Genomic DNA, 18,838 nt, shown 5'->3' on the forward strand with positions numbered 1-18,838 from the left:
ATGAAGAATCTGACTTTAGCCGAATTGGCAACGATTACCGGGGGAGAGCTACACGGAGATGGTACAATTACCGTTTCAGCAGTCGCTCCGATGGATAAAGCGCAAGAAGGTAACATTACGTTCCTTTCTAACGTGAAGTACAGCAAGCACCTAGGTGACTGTAAAGCGTCCGCTATTATGGTTAAAGAGAGTGAGCGTGAACTGTGCAAGACTAACGTGATTGTGGTTAATGACCCTTATGTTGCTTTTGCTAAAGTTGCTCAAGCGCTTGATACTACTCCTGCTCCCGCAGCGGCTATTGCTGATTCTGCTTCAATCTCTAGCGAAGCAACCATTGGACAAAATGTGTCTATTGGCGCGAACGCTGTGATTGAGTCTGGTGTAGTACTTAGTGATGATGTGATCATCGGTGCTGGTTGCTTTATTGGTAAAAATGCAAAAATTGGCGCAGGCACTAAGCTGTGGGCTAACGTAAGTGTTTACCATGAAGTTGTGATTGGTGAAGGATGTCTGATCCAATCAAGTACTGTTATTGGCTCTGATGGCTTTGGCTATGCGAACGAGAAAGGTGAGTGGGTTAAGATCCCGCAAGTGGGTTCTGTTCGCATTGGTAACCGCGTAGAAATCGGCGCGTGTACTACCATTGACCGTGGTGCATTAGATGACACAATCATTGAAGATAACGTTATCTTAGATAACCAACTTCAAATTGCTCACAATGTTCACATCGGATATGGTTCTGCTCTTGCGGGTGGTACTATCATCGCAGGCAGCACGACGATAGGTAAGTACTGTATTATTGGTGGCGGCAGTGTGATTAATGGTCACATTGAAATCGTTGATGGCGTTACAATCACCGGTATGGGGATGGTAATGCGCAGCATCACTGAGAAAGGCATGTACTCTTCAGGTATTCCTTTACAGCCAAATAAAGATTGGCGTAAAACAGCAACGCGTGTTCATCGAATTGATGAAATGAACAAGCGTTTGAAAACCGTTGAAAAACTTATCGAGAAGAGCGCGGAATCATAATTCCAGCATTTCTAATAAAAGGCTCGCGTACAGCGAGTCTTTTTCGTTTATAATCCTTCTAATTAAATAAAGAATATATATAGGAATACGACTTTGACTACTGAACAGACAACGATGAACATTACTGAAATTCAGGAACTATTACCTCATCGCTACCCATTCTTAATGGTTGATCGTGTGACTAGCTTTGAAAAAGAAAAAACACTGACTGCGATTAAGAATGTCTCTGTTAACGAACCTCAGTTCACAGGCCACTTCCCACAACTTCCTGTATTCCCAGGCGTGTTGATCTTAGAAGCAATGGCACAAGCAACAGGCCTTCTAGCATTTAAATCTTTTGGTGCGCCTTCTGGCAACGAGCTTTACTACTTTGCAAGTGTTGATAAAGCAAAATTCCGTAAGCCAGTAGTACCTGGTGACCAACTGGTTATCGAAGTTGAATTCTTAAAAGAACGTCGTGGCATCGCATCGTTTAATGGTGTTGCTAAGGTTGACGGCGTAGTTGTATGTTCAGCTGAACTTAAATGTGCTCGTAGAGAGTTTTAATATGATTCATGAAACAGCGAAAATTCACCCGGCAGCAGTAATCGAAGGTGATGTAACTATCGGTGCTAACGTGACGGTTGGGCCTTTCACTTACATTGCTGGTAACGTGACCATTGGAGACGACACTGAAGTGATGTCGCACGTTGTGATCAAAGGTCACACAACCATTGGTAAAGAAAACCGTATCTTCCCACACGCTGTTATCGGTGAAGAAAACCAAGATAAGAAATACGACGGCGAAGACACAACAGTTGTGATCGGTGATCGCAACGTAATTCGTGAAGCGGTTCAAATCCATCGTGGTACGGTTCAAGACAAAGCAACCACAGTGATTGGTGATGACAACTTACTTTGTGTTAATGCTCACGTAGCGCACGATGTTATTGTTGGTAACCACACTCACATTGGTAACAACGCTATTCTTGGCGGTCATGTAACGGTTGGCGACTACGCTGGTGTTATGGCACTTTCTGCGATTCACCCATTCTGCTCAATTGGTGCTTACGCATACATTGGTGGCTGTTCTGCAGTTGTTCAAGATGTACTGCCGTACGTGCTTGCACAGGGTAACCACGCGGCTCCATTCGGCCTTAACCTAGTAGGCTTGAAGCGTAACGGATTTGAGAAACCTGAAATTCGTGCACTACAGAAAGCGTACAAAGAGCTATACCGTTCAGGTAAAACACTTGAAGAAGCGAAAGCGGCTTTAGTGGAAATGGCAAAAGAGTTTACTTCGGTAGTACCTATGCTTGAAATGCTAGAGAACTCTGAGCGCGGTATTATTCGTTAATACTCGATGTGGTTATGTACCAATCCGCGTAAGTATGACAATAATTACTTAATCAGATTGGTATAACAAAAAGATCGCTAATCATTAGGCGATCTTTTTTGTTTTAGGCAAGAAGGGAATTGGAAAACTATGGCACAGCAAGAAACAGCAACCAACAGCACGGACTTTGTTTCGAATGAACCACTGCGCGTAGGTATCGTTGTCGGAGAACTCTCTGGTGACACGCTTGGCGAAGGTTTTATCAAAGCAATCAAATCGCAGTACCCGAACGCTGAATTCGTGGGTATTGGCGGACCAAAAATGAAGGCGCTTGGTTGTGAGTCTCTTTTCGAGATGGAAGAGCTGGCTGTCATGGGCTTAGTTGAAGTACTTGGCCGTTTACCTCGCTTATTAAAAGTGAAAGCAGAGCTGGTAAAGTATTTCACTCAAAACCCGCCAGATGTGTTTGTGGGTATCGATGCGCCTGACTTCAACCTAAGACTTGAACTCGATCTTAAGAACGCCGGCATTAAAACAGTTCATTACGTGAGCCCTTCCGTGTGGGCTTGGCGTCCTAAACGTATCTTTAAAATCGACAAAGCAACCGACTTGGTTTTGGCCTTCCTGCCATTTGAGAAAGCGTTTTATGATAAATACAACGTTGCCTGTGAATTTGTTGGTCACACGTTAGCTGATGCTATTCCTTTAGAACCAAGCAAACAAGATGCACGTGAGCTGTTAGGCTTAGATCAAGACAAGCAATGGTTAGCTGTATTGCCGGGTAGTCGTGGTGGTGAGATGGGTTTGATTGCTCAACCATTTATCGAAACTTGCCAACGTATCAAGCAGAAGTATCCGGATATCAATTTTGTTGTTGCGCTCGTTAACGAACAGCGTAAAAAGCAGTTTACTGAAATCTGGCAATCGACCGCACCTGAGCTTGAATTCACGTTAGTCGAAGATACGGCAACCAACGTGATTACCGCCGCTGATTCTGTGCTCTTGGCTTCAGGTACCGTGGCTCTTGAATGTATGTTGCTTAAACGCCCTATGGTGGTTGGTTACAAAGTAAATAAGCTGACGGGTTACATTGTTAAGAAATTGGCGATCACTGAGTTTGTGTCACTGCCGAATATTTTGGCTGGTGAAGAGATCGTGAAAGAGCATATTCTTGAAGAGTGCCATCCAGACTTTTTGTTCCCGTCTGTCGATAAAATGCTATCAGCCGATAACAGTGCCTTGATCGAACGCTTTACCGAGATGCATCACTGGATCCGTAAAGACGCAGACAAACAAGCCGCTAACGCAGTACTGAAATTGATTGGTCGAGAGTTTGTTGAATCATAAAGTGCAGCCTCAGAAAGCACTGACTTATAAGTTACAAAGAGAATTGTCATGGCAGTAAAAGAGAAAAAAGAGCTTCCTCCATTTGAATATCCGCAAGGCTACCAGTTGTTTGCTGGTGTGGATGAAGTAGGTCGTGGGCCATTGGTAGGCGATGTGGTGACTGCTGCGGTTATCCTAGATCCAAATAATCCAATCGAAGGCTTAAACGATTCAAAAAAACTGTCTGAGAAAAAGCGTCTTGCTCTGCTTCCTGAAATCAAGGAGAAAGCCTTGGCGTGGTCTGTTGGTCGCTGTTCGCCACAAGAAATTGATGAGCTGAATATTCTACAGGCAACTATGGTCGCCATGCAGCGCGCTATCGCTGGGTTGAGCGTTCAGCCTGACATGGCACTGATCGATGGTAACCGTGTTCCTCAACTTCCAATGGACGGTCTGGCTATTGTAAAGGGCGATTTACGAGTAGCAGAGATCAGTGCGGCGTCTATTATCGCTAAAGTGGTTCGCGACCAAGAGATGGAAGAACTCGACAAACTGCATCCAGAGTTTGGTTTTGCTAAGCATAAAGGTTACCCGACCAAAGCGCATTTCGAAGCGATTGAAAAACATGGTGTAACCGAGCATTACCGAAAGAGCTTTAAGCCAGTAAAACGTATTCTTGGCATAGATTAAACGCTACATGGCTCAGAGCTAAGCTTCGAATAAATTTGCTTACTTGCTGCAGAAAAAAATAGAATACACTCAGTTGTAATCCTAGGCCCTAGCCTAGAACTCAGGAAAAATAATGTCAGATCCAAAATTTGTTCACCTACGCGTACACAGTGACTTTTCTATGGTGGATGGCCTGTCTAAGGTGCCACCGTTAGTTAAGAAAGTCGCTGAAATGGGTATGCCCGCCCTAGCACTTACCGATTTCACTAACCTGTGTGGTTTGGTGAAGTTTTACGGTACTGCCCATGGGTGTGGGGTTAAGCCAATTATTGGTGCTGATTTCCTCATGCAATCTCCAGAATTTGGAGATGAACTGACGAAACTGACGGTGTTGGCGTCTGATAACAAAGGTTATAACAACCTTACCTTGCTGATTTCAAAAGCTTACTTGCGCGGTCACGTGCAACATCAGCCGGTGATCGACAAAGAGTGGTTAATCGAAAACGCTGAAGGATTGATCATCTTATCCGGCGCTAAAGAAGGTGAGATAGGTAAGGCATTGCTGAAAGGTAACCGTGATCTCGTCGCGAGCAGTGTCGAGTTTTACAAGACTCACTTCCCCGATCGCTTTTATTTAGAGTTGATTCGTACCGGACGTGCCGATGAAGAGTCTTATCTGCACTTTGCACTAGAACTTGCTGAGCAACAAGACTTACCGGTTGTAGCAACCAACGAAGTGGTGTTCTTAACTGAAGACTTGTTTGATGCCCATGAAATCCGTGTAGCGATCCATGATGGTTACACCATGGTCGATCCGCGTCGTCCAAAAAACTACAGCGCGCAACAGTATCTTCGTAGCGAAGAAGAGATGTGTGAACTGTTCTCCGATATCCCAGAAGCGCTTGAAAACAGCGTTGAGATTGCTAAGCGTTGTAACGTCACTGTTCGTCTTGGTGAGTACTTCCTCCCGAACTTCCCAACCGAAGGTTTAGCGATTGAAGACTTCTTGATTAAAAAATCAGAAGAAGGCCTTGAGCGTCGTTTAGCATTCCTTTTCCCTGATGAAAAAGAGCGAGCGGAGCGCCGCCCAGAATATGACGAGCGCCTAAAGGTTGAACTGGAAGTTGTTAACAACATGGGTTTCCCCGGCTACTTCTTGATCGTAATGGAGTTCATCCAGTGGTCTAAGGATAACGATGTGCCAGTAGGCCCAGGTCGTGGTTCGGGTGCAGGTTCATTGGTGGCGTACGCGTTGGATATCACCGATCTTGATCCACTTGAATACGATCTACTGTTCGAACGTTTCTTGAATCCAGAACGTGTCTCGATGCCCGATTTTGATATCGACTTCTGTATGGATAAGCGTGACCAAGTAATTGATCACGTTGCCGAAATGTATGGTCGTGATGCGGTATCTCAGATCATCACCTTTGGTACCATGGCAGCAAAAGCGGTAATTCGTGACGTAGGCCGTGTACTTGGCCACCCGTTTGGCTTCGTGGACCGTATTTCTAAGCTTGTACCGCCAGATCCGGGGATGACACTAGAGAAAGCCTTCCTTGCTGAACCTGCATTACCAGAGCTTTACGATGGCGATGAGGAAGTTCGTGAACTGATCGATAAGTGTCGCATCCTTGAAGGTTGTACGCGAAACGCCGGTAAACACGCAGGTGGTGTTGTAATCTCACCAACTACGATCACGGACTTCGCACCTATCTATGCTGATGCTGAAGGTAATTTCCCAGTAACGCAATTCGATAAGAATGACGTTGAAACCGCTGGCTTGGTTAAGTTCGACTTCTTGGGTCTACGTACCCTGACCATCATCGACTGGGCGTTGGGCCTAGTGAACCCACGTTTAAAGAAGGAAGGCAAAGAGCCGGTTCGTATTGAATCGATCCCTCTGGATGACCAAGCGTCGTTCAACCTACTACAAAACTCTGAAACCACTGCGGTATTCCAGCTGGAATCACGTGGTATGAAAGACCTGATCAAACGTCTACAACCGGACTGTTTTGAAGATATTATCGCATTGGTAGCCTTGTTCCGTCCGGGTCCTCTGCAATCAGGCATGGTAGATAACTTTATCGACCGTAAGCACGGCCGAGAAGCGGTTTCATACCCAGATGAAACGTGGCAACACGAATCGCTGAAAGAGACACTAGAACCTACGTACGGCATCATCCTGTACCAAGAACAGGTAATGCAAATCGCACAGATCCTCGCTGGTTATACGCTTGGCGGAGCGGATATGTTGCGTCGTGCGATGGGTAAGAAAAAGCCAGAAGAGATGGCAAAGCAGCGTGGTACCTTTAAAGAGGGCGCTGAAGCCAATGGTGTTGATGGCGAACTGGCCATGAAGATCTTTGACTTGGTAGAGAAATTTGCAGGCTACGGCTTTAACAAATCTCACTCCGCAGCATATGCACTGGTTTCTTATCAAACGCTATGGCTGAAAACGCACTACCCAGCGGAATTTATGGCTGCGGTAATGACAGCGGATATGGATAACACCGAGAAGGTTATCGGCCTTGTTGATGAATGTTTCCGTATGAAGCTCAAGCTTTTACCACCAGATATCAACTCAGGTTTATACCGTTTCAATGTGGATGAAGATGGCGCGATTGTTTATGGCATCGGTGCGATCAAAGGGGTCGGTGAAGGCCCTATTGAAGCGATCATTGAAGCGCGAAATAAAGGCGGTTACTTTAAAGACTTATTCGACTTCTGTGCACGCCTTGATCTGAAGAAGGTCAACAAACGTGTTATCGAAAAGTTGATTCTATCCGGAGCCTTAGATAGATTAGGTCCTCACCGAGCGGCAATGATGGCATCTTTGAAAGATGCGGTGAAGGCGGCGAGTCAACATCATCATGCCGAGTCTTTTGGTCAATCTGATATGTTTGGCGTGTTGACCGACGCTCCGGAAGAGGTTGAACACAAGTATACCCAAGTGCCTAAATGGCCTGAGAAGGTTTGGCTTGAAGGTGAACGTGAAACGCTTGGTTTGTATTTAACGGGTCACCCGGTTAACGCTTACATCAAAGAGTTAGCGAAATACACCAGCTGTCGTTTGAAAGATGCCACGCCAACGCGTCGTGACCAATCACTAACAATTGCAGGCTTGGTGATTGCTGCGAGAGTGATGACGACGAAGCGCGGCACGCGAATTGGTTTGATGACACTTGATGACCGTTCGGGGCGAATGGAAGTGATGTTGTTCTCGGATGCGCTCGATCGCTACGCAGAATTGCTCGAAAAAGACAAAATTGTGGTCGTTTCCGGACAGGTCAGCTTTGATGATTTCAATGGCGGGCTTAAAATGTCCGCGCGCGAGGTCATGGACTTAGGAAGCGCCCGTGAGAAATATGCTCGTGGGGTGTCGATATCTATCGACCAATCCCAAATTAACGGTCAATTTTTTGAACGCTTTAGTCAAATCTTAGAACCTTATAGAGCCGGAACGGTCCCAGTCAATGTATACTACCAGCGTGCCGACGCTAGAGCGCGGTTAACATTGGGCACAGAATGGCGCGTGACGCCAAGTGATACATTACTAGACGAATTAAAACAGCTGCTTGGAAATAGCCAAGTAGAACTCGAATTTAACTAAAATTTAGCTTCGCGAATGCGGAGCTGAATCAACAAGGATTCATAGATGAGCCTGAACTTTCTAGAATTTGAAAAGCCTATCGCTGAACTTGAAGCAAAAATCGAAGCGCTACGTGACGTTTCGCGTCACGGTGGTGACACAGCGGTAGATCTAGACAAAGAAATCGAACAACTAGAGAAAAAAAGCTTAGAGCTTAAACAGAAAATCTTTAGTGACTTAGGTGCATGGCAGGTAGCTCAACTTGCTCGTCACCCTCAACGTCCTTACACCAAAGATTACCTGGAGCATGCATTCACAGAGTTTGAAGAGATGGCGGGCGATCGCGCTTACGCTGACGACAAAGCTATTGTGGGTGGTATGGCTCGTCTAAATGGCCGTCCTGTTATGGTTATTGGTCACCAGAAAGGTCGTGAGACTAAAGAGAAAGTGATCCGTAACTTTGGTATGCCAAAGCCAGAAGGTTACCGTAAGGCGCTACGTCTAATGGAAACTGCTGAGCGTTTCAACATGCCTATTATTACTTTCATCGACACAGCGGGCGCATACCCAGGTGTTGGTGCTGAAGAGCGTGGTCAATCTGAAGCTATCGCTAAAAACCTAAAAGTGATGGCTGGCCTTTCAGTTCCTGTTATCTGTAACGTTGTGGGTGAAGGCGGTTCTGGTGGCGCACTAGCGATTGGTGTTGGTGACTACGTGAACATGCTTCAGTACTCTACGTACTCAGTAATCTCTCCAGAAGGTTGTGCTTCAATCTTATGGCGCGATTCAGATAAAGCACCACAAGCAGCTGAAGCGATGGGCCTGATTGCTCCTCGTCTTAAAGAGCTTGAGCTTATCGACGAAATCATTCCTGAGCCTCTAGGTGGCGCGCACCGCGACCCTGCACAAACCGCTCAAAACATGAAAGACATGTTAGTTAAACAGCTAGAAGAGCTAGAGCAGTTTGATAACGAAACGCTGCTTGAGCGTCGTTACCAGCGTCTAATGAGCTACGGCTACTGCTGATAACTTGCCTTAGCGATAAGGCTAGCTATACGAACAAATGATGAAAGGGTTGGACTCAGTGCCAACCCTTTTTTATTATTAAAACATTATCCCTTAAAACACGATCTCTTGGTTTATTAGCCTCATGACACACTTAATTGATACCTTCACATCTGTACTTGATCAAAGCGCGCTTAAGCCTTGTCGGTTGATCGTCGCTTTCAGTGGTGGTGTCGATTCACGAGTGTTGTTGGAGTTGGCTGCCCAATTCGCTAAGTCCCATCACATCGATTGCTGTGCGGTACATGTTCACCACGGCTTAAGCAACAATGCTGATTATTGGGCAGAGCAGTGCAAAACATGGTGTGATGCTTTGTCGGTATCCTTGTTCATTGAACGAGTCTCGCTAGATATTAGCCGTGGAGAAAGCGTTGAAAAGCTGGCTCGAGACGCGCGATACCAAGCCCTTAAAAAGCATATTAGACAAGGTGATGTGTTAGTGACAGGCCAGCACATCGATGACCAAGTCGAGACCTTCTTGTTAGCTCTTAAGCGTGGCAGTGGTCCGAAAGGGCTCTCTTCAATGGCGAAAGTGATGCCATTTTCAGGTGCTCATATCGTTCGCCCACTGCTGTCGGTGACGAGAACGGATATTGAAGTGGCGGCGCGCGATATGGCTTTAACTTGGGTAGAAGATGAGAGTAATCAAGACGTTCGCTTTGACCGTAATTTTATTCGTCATCAAGTCACTCCGACACTGACCGAGCGTTGGCCTAGTTTTCGAGAATCGGTCAGTCGTAGTGCTCAGCTATGTGCAGAGCAAGAGTTACTGTTGGATGAGTTGTTAGAATCTCACTTACAACAAGCTTTGACTGAGAAGCACAGCTTAAGTATTGAGGTATTATCTCAGTACTCTGATTTACTGCGTGCACGCTTATTAAGAATGTGGCTGAGCCGCTGTAATCAACCGATGCCGAGCCAAAAGCAGCTCAAACTTATATGGGATGAGGTGGCATGTGCTCAGGCAGACGCCAACCCTAAGCTGGTGTTGAATGAGGTTGAGGTTAGACGTTTTAATCATCAGCTCTATGTCGTAAAAGAGACCAAAGACTTGTCGAACTGGCAAAGTGATATCTCGATGGAAGAGAGCTTAGTTTTGCCTGACGGTTTAGGGGAACTACACTTAACTTCAGCGGCGAGTGATGGTGTATCTAACCACTGTGATGCGCAACATTTTAGTCTCAACACAACGAGAGGAACACTGCGAGTGATATTTAACCCTGAGGGATTGTCAGCACACCCTGTTGGGCGCGGTCATAGCAGGAAGCTTAAGAAGTTGTTTCAAGAGTACCAAGTACCCAGTTGGTTAAGACGCAGAACGCCGATATTAATGGATGGCGATCGAGTGATCGCTGTTTTAGGCTTATTCGTAGATAAAAACTACGAAGGTCAAGATTGTGAAGCGCTTTGGAGCAAGTAGAAAAAGTTTATGTCACAATTCACCGTCACTTTAATAAAAATAATTAATGGAATATGCAATGAAGAAAATTACACTAGGATTAGTTCTTGGATTTGGACTATTGAGTGGTAACGCTCTGGCGGCTGATGTTGCTGCGGGTCAAGCTAAAGCAGCAATCTGTGCGGCATGTCATGGTGCAGACGGTATCGCAGTGATCCCTGGCTATCCAAACCTTAAAGGTCAAAACGAGCAATACATAGCTTCATCAATTAAGGCCTATAAGAATGGCCAGCGCACCGGCGGTTTGGCCGCTGTAATGCAGGCTCAAGCTTCAATGCTGAGTGATGAAGACATCGCGAATCTAGCCGCTTACTACGCAAGCCTTAAGTAAAACCTTCTCAAAGCGCTGATTAAACAAGATGATAAATTTCGAGCCAGAGCTTTAAAGCTCTGGCTTTTTTCATTGAATGTTTACTATAGCTAACCGATAATGAGCCATTCGCACAGTTTAAGGGATGAACATGAAAAAGATTGAAGCCATTATCAAGCCATTCAAACTTGATGATGTACGTGAAGCACTTGCAGAAGTGGGTATTACGGGTATGACAGTATCTGAAGTTAAAGGCTTTGGACGTCAAAAAGGTCATACTGAGCTATACCGCGGCGCAGAGTACATGGTCGACTTTTTACCTAAAGTGAAACTAGAAATCGTTGTGACCGACGAAGTGGCTGACCAATGTGTTGATACCATCATTGAGACGGCTCAAACAGGTAAAATTGGTGACGGTAAGATCTTCATTACTGAAGTTGAACGTGTGGTACGTATTCGTACTGGCGAAGAAGACGAAGACGCCGTATAAAAAAACTATTACCCTAAAAGGAGCGTTTATCGCTCCTTTTTCATCTCTGGTAGGGTGCTGTATGTTTAAGAAAACCATCATTGTTATCACGTTATTGATAACGCTTGCTGTCGTTAGTTTTCATTTTATCTTCGTGATCCCGAATAAACCCAACCTGATCATTTCCTCTCAAAGTACCAGTAACGACATCTACAGTTGCTACCAAAACTCTGCACCGAAAGCGATTGATGTGTCTGATGGCTTAGACATTACGGTGTGGAATATCTACAAGCAAAACCGAAATAATTGGCAGAGTGAGTTAAATAAGCTGTCGGCAGGTAGCGATTTAGTCTTGCTGCAAGAAGCTAGTATGACAGAAGGACTTCGCCAATGGGTAATGAGCGGACAGTGGGGAAGCACACGTGTTAATGCGTTTGAGGCCTTTGAGCAAAGTGCTGGGGTACTCAACCTAGCAACCCATTTACCGATTGAAGCGTGTGCTTATACTCATGAAGAACCTTGGCTTCAACTGCCTAAATCGGCGCTTTGGTCGCGTTACCAACTAAACAATGGCGAAGAGCTGGCTGTGATTAATATCCACGCTGTGAACTTTACCTTTGGTACGGAAGATTACGAGGCTCAGCTCAAGAGCTTAACTGACAATCTGCAAAAGTATCGTGGGCCGGTTATTTTTGCTGGGGACTTTAATAGCTGGAGTGAAGCTCGCTTTGCTGTATTGAAAGATGCGTTGGAGAAGGTTGGTTTGACGGAAGTTGCCTTTGAGCCAGATAACAGAACTCAGTTCATTACAGGACTGGTGCTTGACCATGTGTTCTATCGAGGGCTAGAGGTAGAAAAAGCAAAAGCGCCCATTACGGACGCTTCTGATCATAACCCTATGCGAGTGACCTTTAAGGCTAAATAGTGATTAGCTATTAGTCATTGGAACTTAACCATTCGCACGGTGGTTACCTTGGGAAATCTAACGGAACAATAGGCTAGAGAGTCTTCGCTAGCCTTATCTCTTCTACTTAAAAGATTAAAATGTAGAGCGCCCAGATTAGGTAGTAGCCAACCCATGGTAAGCCTGAAATCACAAGCGCTTGCCCGCGTTCAAACTCAGTCCACGTTAATACCGCAGCATAACCTAGCACGATGTACCATGGCAGAAGCAGTGGTAATGAGCTAGCAAACTGTGACCAATCATTAGTTAGCGGTAACTTGATCAAGCCATTTAAGCTGTTCAAGTCGGCAGCGTAGTTCATCACATGTCCATGCTTGAGTATCAGGCTTGCGTAGCTTGCTACATCACCTAAAACAGCTGGGAATATAACAACCGATGCCGCTGCAAACCATCGCCAAAAGCTGTGTTGGTGCTGGCTTGGCTTGGTTGCTAGGTTAAACCAGAATGCCAATAGAACGATGGTCAACGTTCGGCCAAATACGTCGCTGATGATCTCACTCGCGAGTAAGGTATTGCTGTCAAGTAACGCCAATTGGTCAGGGTTCGTTTGAGCCAGTTGCTGCGATAGCTCTGCACTTAACCACGCAAAATCTACATTCGAAAAATAAGCACCCCAAAACAAAAATGGGCTGAGCATTAATACGACGTAGGGTTGCCATCCCCAAGCACTTCGTTGATAAAGCGCTAAGAAACAAGCTGTTGGTGAACGGAATATATCCAACAGCATGACGAGTGGGTTACTTGACGGGTTCATACACTTACCTTAGTTACATCAACATACAGCTTCAGTTTTTGTCCTGGCTGTAGGTATTTCTTGTTCTGCAAAGTGTTCCATTTTACAACATCTGCACTTTTTACTTTGAACTTTGATGCAATACCGCTGACTGTGTCACCTGATTTCACGTTATAAAAGATCGTACGGATGATGGCGCCGTCTGAGCCGTTCTTCCAAATGACCAGTTCTTGACCAACTCTAAGCGTGTCGCGTGGTCCCATGCCATTCCACTTAGCCAGTGATTGATGAGAGACCTTATTTGCGCGTGCAATCGTCCATAGGCTGTCACCACTTCTTACAGTATGGCTGAGCTTATATTGACCACGACTCTTCGACTGTGTGCTTGCTAGGCGGTTTGAGGCGCTTAGGGCGTATGTCTTGTCGTCTTTGGTGGATGTTGGGATAAGTAAGTGCTGGCCAATACGAATATTGTTGTTGCTCAAACCGTTTGCAGAGCGGATCACTTTGCTGGTGGTGTTATATTTGCTTGCCAGTACGCTAATGCTGTCACCAGATTGAACCTTGTAACGCACCAACTTCATGCCTTTGCCTTTATTGGCAGCGACTTCTTTGTTGAATTTCTCAACTGAATCTAAAGGAAGTAATAGTTGTTGGTGTTTCTCTGGTGCCGTTGCCCATTGGTTGTAAGCCGGGTTGTAACCTTGCAGTTCTTTGACAGGAATACCTGCGTAGTTCGCAGCAATGGCTAAATCAAGCTGTTCTTCAGGGTTAACCAGAGTCAGCACTGGCTTATTCGGGATCGCCGGAATATCGATGCCATACTTTTCTTGGTTGGCAATGACATCTGCTAGAGCAAGCAGTTTAGGTACATAGCTGCTGGTCTCTTTTGGTAAGTCCAAAGAGAAAAAGTCGATTGGCTTGCCAAGCTTCTTGTTCTTGCGGATTGCGCTGTTTACTCGACCACCACCACTGTTATAGGCAGCAATCGCATGATTCCAGTCGCCATCGAAACGTCGGTTAAGATCTGAGAGGAAGTCCAATGCGGCGTCGGTAGAGGCGGCAACATCGCGGCGGCCGTCATACCAAAAGTTCTGTTCAAGCCCGTAGTCTTTGCCAGTGCCTGAAATGAATTGCCATAGACCAGCAGCACTGCCATGAGAGTAGGCAAACGCATCGAAAGAGCTTTCTACAACGGGTAGTAGTGCCAATTCTAGTGGTAAGCCTTTTTCTTCAATCTTAGTCGTGATCAGATACAAGAAAGGTTCAGCACGCTTTGATACTGTTTTTAGATGACTCGGGTGCTTGAGATACCAAGTTCGGTAGTAGTCGACCTTCTTTTGGTCTGGCACTTCCATTTCAAGTTGCATCGCAATGCGTTTCCAAACATCTTCTTGTGTTTGTGGAGTAACGACAGGTGCTTCAACTTTTTGATCTTCTTTGGCTGTTGCTTCTGATGAAACGTTCGCTTGAGAAACTTCTTTAGTAGGAGATGTGTTGGTTTGCTCGGAAGCTTGGTCTGGATTCTCTGACTGAGTTAATTGGCAACCAGAAAGTAGTAATACCAAAGCCCAGCTGTACTTAACTCGCATGTTACAGCCTTTTTAATTAACGGCCGATGATAATACTTGCCACCCCCTATGAGTGACAAGTCTGTATTTGTTAAAATTCGTTCTTCCACGCACGTAAAGCGGTGAATACCGATAAAGGATCGGTCTGCTCGGTGCGATTAGACACTGATTTCACTACACTTGGCTCGGTATAGCGCAGGAAGGGGTTCACAAACTTCTCTTGTCTCAAATTTGTGGGGATGGTCGACTTATTTTGAGCGCGAAGTCGGTTCACTTGGTCGCGATATTGCTGCAAATGTTGGTTATCAGGCTCTACGGCTAATGCGAAAGCGATATTGGCTGCAGTGTACTCATGTGCACAATACACTTCGGTTTCTTGAGGCAGAGCCGTGATCTTATTCAGTGCATCGAACATCTGTTGTGGTGTGCCTTCCATGATTCGGCCACAGCCCGCAGAGAACAACACATCACCACAAAACAGTTTGGCATCGCCCACATAACCAATATGACCCGCAGTATGGCCACTGAGCCCTAGGACGAGGAATACTTCGCCAAACAGTTCTAATTGATCACCATCATCGACCGGATGAGTTAAGGTAGGGATAGGTTCATTCCTTGGACCGACAACATCCACGCCGGGAAATTGTCTAACGAGTTCTGGAACACCACCAATGTGATCGTGGTGGTGGTGTGTAATCAAGATTGCATCTAAAGTTAGCTCATGGTGTGCCAAGTACTCTAATACTGGAGCCGCATCACCAGGGTCGACGACAGCACAACGGCGATCGCTATTTTGAATCAGCCAGATGTAATTGTCGTTAAATGCAGGTATGCTTTTGATATGTAACATTATTGGTTCTCCAGTCACTATTAGTGCGACAGAATAAGTGAGACAGATTATTGATGAAGCCAGCACGTAGCAGAAAGAAGTTTGAACGTCCTTACACTTGGGCGCAATTGCACAATGGGGACTGGTTGAGAGAATCTATTCAAACTCGACTCGATGAGTGGTGCCCAAAGCTATTTGGTTACCATATGCTCAAGCTCGGTGGCCTCAGTAGTGAGATTTCTAGCTGCACATGCAACATTCAACATCAAGTAAACCTAGATATCCAGAACCCATTACATAATGTGATAGCGGATGGCTATAATTTACCCTTTTTGGAGAAAAGCTTTGATGTTGTAGTAATGAGTCATCAGCTAGATTATAGCAATGACCCGCATCGCTTATTGAGAGAAGTCGATCGAGTGATGATGGACGATGGCTATATCATTATCACGGGCTTCAACCCAATCAGTGTCACTGGGCTTGCCAGTTTGATGCCTTGGCGAAAGAACAGCTTGCCTTGGAGTGGGCGTATGTACACGCCAAGTCGAATTAAAGACTGGTTAGGTGTACTTAACTATGAAGTAATTCATTGTGACACCTACGCGCTGTTTCCGATGAGTAAGTATCAAGCGATGTGGACGTGGTTGGAGAACAGCTTAGGTGGTTGTGCATCCTTCGCCGGAAGCCAATACTTTATTGTTGCTCGTAAGCGTACTTACCCGCTAAAACCCATCAAACCACATTGGCACCTTAAGCGACGTTTCTCGCCTGTTGGGGCAAGTTTTAGAACCAATACGCGCCGTACAATGGATTCAGCCAAAGCGTCATATCCGCTAAAAACAGAAAAAGCCGATTAGTTGTCGGCTTTTCATCTATCAATTCGATTGAGAAATTGTCAATTAGTTTAAGAAATTATAAATCGCTTTCTGAAATGTGCGTCTAATTAAAAAGACGATTAGCTTGGTTGATAGCCCGTATCTTCTAGAGTCGGATTCTCCGCTGCATTTCGCGCTAAATCATCACACATTTCGTTTTCTCTGTGTCCCGCGTGTCCTTTTACCCAGCGCCAATCAACGCTATGGCGAGCGGTTTCTTTATCGAGCCTTTGCCACAGATCGGCATTTTTAACCGGTTTCTTGTCGGCTGTTTTCCAGTCACGCTTTTTCCAGTTATGAATCCACTGTGTGATGCCTTGACGCACGTATTGGCTATCTGTGGTCAGAATCACAGAGCAAGGTTCTTTGAGGGCTTGGAGAGCAACGACAGCGGCGAGCATTTCCATACGGTTATTGGTTGTTAGCGTGAAACCTTCTGCTAGCGTCTTCTCGACTTTTTTGTAGCGAAGTACGATGCCATAGCCGCCGGGACCAGGGTTGCCTAAACAAGAACCATCAGTGAAAATTTCAACTTGTTTCGTCATGATTTGATACTATTACCTCAAGCACATTATCGGCATAGTCTGACACAATTATCCTTATGAATACCAGTAGCACTCCAGAACAAAGCACGAACGAAAAAAACAGTTCGAACGAAAATAAGCGCATTGTTGTACTCGATACCGAAACCACCGGTATGAATACAGAAGGTGGCCCTCACTATATGGGTCACCGCATCGTTGAAATTGGTGCAGTAGAGATCATCAACCGTAGGCTGACCGGGCGTCATTTCCACGTCTACATCAAGCCCGATCGTGCGATTCAAGAAGAGGCGATTGGCGTTCACGGTATTACCGATGAATTCTTGATTGATAAGCCTGAATACCAAGACATTCATAAAGAGTTTCTCGACTTTATCAAAGGTGCGGAGCTGGTGGCTCATAACGCGCCCTTCGATACGGGCTTCATGGACTATGAGTTTGAGAAGCTCAACCCAGCGATAGGTAAAACGGATGACTACTGTAAAGTTACCGATACCTTGGCAATGGCGAAGAAGATATTCCCAGGTAAAAGAAACAACCTAGATATCTTATGTGACCGTTACGGTATCGATAACTCGCACCGTACTCTCCACGGCGCATTGCTCGATGCGGAGATCCTAGCCGACGTCTACTTATTGATGACGGGTGGTCAAACTTCGCTGCAATTTAACGCTGGTCAACAGGAAGGTGAAGCCGAAAGCATACGAAGAGTAGAAAGTGGTCGAAAATCCCTAAAGGTTTTACGAGCTACGGCCGATGAAGTAGAAGCGCATCAAAGTCGTTTAGATCTCGTCGAGAAAAGCGGAAGCTGCCTCTGGCGTCAGTAGGGAGAAAGTATGTTAAGGGTATTGGCTACCGGTTGCTTATTGCTGTTAAGTTTTGGCTTACATGCAGCAACAGAATCCGTTATGAGTTTATTGGACAACCGTTTTCGAGTTGATCCCAGTATTGAACAAGTCACCTTTGTGATTTATCGAGCCGATAACTCTAAACCTGTCGTTTTGGTTCGCCCTGATGGCAAGAAATACTACTCTTGGCGCAATGCTGATAATGTCCGTTGGTACGAAGAATCGTCCATGGACATTATCTCTATCGACAATCCGATGCCCGGCCCTTGGCAAGCGATAGGTAAAGTTTCCCCTAAGAACAATATCAAGCTGCTGTCTCATCTTGTTTTGGATGCTAATGAGTTCCCAGATAAGTTGTATCAAACAGAGCGCATCAAATTTACCGCTCGACTGACTTCTGATGGCAAGCCGCTGGTGCTGCGCGATTTTCTCGATCGCGTGAAGCTTAAGGTTACCTTTACTAAGTTTGTTGAAAACGAAGAGTCTTTGGTGAGAGAAGCGCGCCCGGTGCCGGTTGTGATGGGCGAGTTTGCCGATGATGGCGCTGATCTTGATGAAAAGGCCGGAGATGGTGTGTTCACTGTCTCTTTGCCAATTGATATCGAGCCCGGTAAATACCGAGCGCGTATTACCTCTGGTAATGGCGTGTTCCTGCGAGCGCAAGAGCAAGAAGTCTTGGTTTACCCAACACCGATCACTAGCACCTTCATTCAATCACGAAAAGAGGGTTTACCTCATACTATTGTGGTGTCTGGTGAACAGGGGATGATCGCATCGAGCTCGTTAGCGGTTCATGTTGAGCACAAGGCTCCTGATGAATATGTGATGTACAAGCAGGGGCAAGCTGAAGTCGACGCAATGAAAGTCACTTTAGAGGTGCCTTATAATGGCGATTTAGGAATTTATAATTGGTCAGGGATGGTTTATGCCACTGATGCTTCAAGTCAGCGCCCGCTGATTTTTCCAATTACCGAGCAGTCGTACAGCGTTGTTGAAGATATCGACTTAGCAGAGTCACGACGTCTTCAAGAAGAAGCTCTTGCTGAACAGAAGCGTATCGTAACAGAGTTGATGATCCTTCAAAAACGTGAAGATGACAGACAGCGCAGTATGATCATTATTGCGGTGGGTAATGTGGTCGCTATTCTATTGGGCTTATTGATTTGGTTTGTGGTTCGTAAGGTCAAGGCGAAGAAAAAAGCGTTACCTGAGATGCAGCTCAAGGCGCCCAAGTAACTC

General features: G+C 45.6%; 18 protein-coding genes. 14 read left to right on the forward strand and 4 right to left on the reverse strand.

Annotation, left to right across the window (positions count from 1 at the left end):
- The 11 genes from lpxD (at position 1) to F0229_RS06870 (ending at position 12,162) form a co-directional block, all read left to right on the forward strand.
- Complete coding sequence (gene lpxD, locus F0229_RS06820; protein WP_171732507.1) at positions 1-1,032, forward strand: UDP-3-O-(3-hydroxymyristoyl)glucosamine N-acyltransferase; 1,032 nt, start codon at positions 1-3, stop codon at positions 1,030-1,032.
- A 93-nt stretch (positions 1,033-1,125) separates the two neighbouring features.
- Positions 1,126-1,578: a 3-hydroxyacyl-ACP dehydratase FabZ gene (gene fabZ / locus F0229_RS06825; RefSeq protein WP_009847408.1), complete on the forward strand. Its 453-nt coding sequence runs from the start codon at positions 1,126-1,128 to the stop codon at positions 1,576-1,578.
- Between the two features lies 1 nt (position 1,579).
- Positions 1,580-2,368, forward strand: coding sequence for an acyl-ACP--UDP-N-acetylglucosamine O-acyltransferase (lpxA, locus tag F0229_RS06830; RefSeq protein ID WP_171732508.1), 789 nt, complete (start codon positions 1,580-1,582; stop codon positions 2,366-2,368).
- Positions 2,369-2,497: 129 nt separating this feature from the next.
- Complete coding sequence (gene lpxB, locus F0229_RS06835) at positions 2,498-3,694, forward strand: lipid-A-disaccharide synthase (RefSeq protein ID WP_171732509.1); 1,197 nt, start codon at positions 2,498-2,500, stop codon at positions 3,692-3,694.
- Positions 3,695-3,742: 48 nt separating this feature from the next.
- Positions 3,743-4,363, forward strand: coding sequence for a ribonuclease HII (gene rnhB / locus F0229_RS06840; protein WP_017069379.1), 621 nt, complete (start codon positions 3,743-3,745; stop codon positions 4,361-4,363).
- A gap of 112 nt (positions 4,364-4,475) precedes the next feature.
- Positions 4,476-7,955 (forward strand): DNA polymerase III subunit alpha, encoded by a 3,480-nt coding sequence (gene dnaE, locus F0229_RS06845; RefSeq protein WP_171732510.1) that lies wholly within the window; start codon positions 4,476-4,478, stop codon positions 7,953-7,955.
- 45 nt (positions 7,956-8,000) lie between these two features.
- Positions 8,001-8,960 (forward strand): acetyl-CoA carboxylase carboxyl transferase subunit alpha, encoded by a 960-nt coding sequence (gene accA, locus F0229_RS06850; RefSeq protein WP_017060731.1) that lies wholly within the window; start codon positions 8,001-8,003, stop codon positions 8,958-8,960.
- 124 nt (positions 8,961-9,084) lie between these two features.
- The gene (tilS, locus tag F0229_RS06855) at positions 9,085-10,419 is read left to right on the forward strand and encodes a tRNA lysidine(34) synthetase TilS (protein ID WP_171732511.1); all 1,335 of its coding nucleotides are present in this window, start codon (positions 9,085-9,087) and stop codon (positions 10,417-10,419) included.
- A 46-nt stretch (positions 10,420-10,465) separates the two neighbouring features.
- Positions 10,466-10,789: a cytochrome c gene (locus F0229_RS06860; RefSeq protein WP_170791809.1), complete on the forward strand. Its 324-nt coding sequence runs from the start codon at positions 10,466-10,468 to the stop codon at positions 10,787-10,789.
- A gap of 130 nt (positions 10,790-10,919) precedes the next feature.
- Positions 10,920-11,258 carry a nitrogen regulatory protein P-II gene (gene glnB, locus F0229_RS06865; RefSeq protein WP_017063373.1) on the forward strand — a complete coding sequence of 113 codons (339 nt, stop codon included), beginning with the start codon at positions 10,920-10,922 and terminating at the stop codon, positions 11,256-11,258.
- Positions 11,259-11,319: 61 nt separating this feature from the next.
- On the forward strand, positions 11,320-12,162 hold the full coding sequence (locus F0229_RS06870; RefSeq protein ID WP_017060728.1) for an endonuclease/exonuclease/phosphatase family protein: 843 nt from the start codon (positions 11,320-11,322) through the stop codon (positions 12,160-12,162).
- Positions 12,163-12,268: 106 nt separating this feature from the next.
- On the opposite strand, the gene F0229_RS06875 is transcribed toward F0229_RS06870, so the two are convergent.
- The 3 genes from F0229_RS06875 to gloB form a co-directional block, all read right to left on the reverse strand.
- Positions 12,269-12,955 (reverse strand): YIP1 family protein, encoded by a 687-nt coding sequence (locus F0229_RS06875; RefSeq protein ID WP_017060727.1) that lies wholly within the window; start codon positions 12,953-12,955, stop codon positions 12,269-12,271.
- The gene (locus F0229_RS06880; protein WP_171732512.1) at positions 12,952-14,526 is read right to left on the reverse strand and encodes a LysM peptidoglycan-binding domain-containing protein; all 1,575 of its coding nucleotides are present in this window, start codon (positions 14,524-14,526) and stop codon (positions 12,952-12,954) included. Before F0229_RS06880 ends, F0229_RS06875 begins: the two co-directional genes overlap by 4 nt.
- A gap of 70 nt (positions 14,527-14,596) precedes the next feature.
- Entirely contained in the window at positions 14,597-15,355 is a 759-nt protein-coding gene (gene gloB / locus F0229_RS06885) for a hydroxyacylglutathione hydrolase (protein ID WP_017060725.1), read from the reverse strand.
- Positions 15,356-15,408: 53 nt separating this feature from the next.
- On the opposite strand from gloB, the gene F0229_RS06890 reads away from it, so the two are divergent.
- The gene (locus F0229_RS06890; RefSeq protein ID WP_171732513.1) at positions 15,409-16,191 is read left to right on the forward strand and encodes a class I SAM-dependent methyltransferase; all 783 of its coding nucleotides are present in this window, start codon (positions 15,409-15,411) and stop codon (positions 16,189-16,191) included.
- A 98-nt stretch (positions 16,192-16,289) separates the two neighbouring features.
- Here the strand turns inward: F0229_RS06890 and rnhA are convergent, their stop codons facing one another.
- Positions 16,290-16,754: a ribonuclease HI gene (rnhA, locus tag F0229_RS06895; protein ID WP_017060723.1), complete on the reverse strand. Its 465-nt coding sequence runs from the start codon at positions 16,752-16,754 to the stop codon at positions 16,290-16,292.
- A gap of 56 nt (positions 16,755-16,810) precedes the next feature.
- Here rnhA and dnaQ point away from each other — a divergent pair, with 56 nt between their 5' ends.
- Together dnaQ and F0229_RS06905 are read left to right on the forward strand one after the other, a co-directional pair.
- Positions 16,811-17,578 carry a DNA polymerase III subunit epsilon gene (gene dnaQ, locus F0229_RS06900; protein WP_017060722.1) on the forward strand — a complete coding sequence of 256 codons (768 nt, stop codon included), beginning with the start codon at positions 16,811-16,813 and terminating at the stop codon, positions 17,576-17,578.
- 9 nt (positions 17,579-17,587) lie between these two features.
- Positions 17,588-18,835, forward strand: coding sequence for a TIGR03503 family protein (locus F0229_RS06905; RefSeq protein WP_171732514.1), 1,248 nt, complete (start codon positions 17,588-17,590; stop codon positions 18,833-18,835).
- The last annotated feature ends 3 nt before the right edge of the window (positions 18,836-18,838 follow it).

This window comes from Vibrio sp. AIC-3 (genome assembly GCF_013114515.1).
Taxonomy (GTDB): domain Bacteria; phylum Pseudomonadota; class Gammaproteobacteria; order Enterobacterales; family Vibrionaceae; genus Vibrio; species Vibrio crassostreae_C.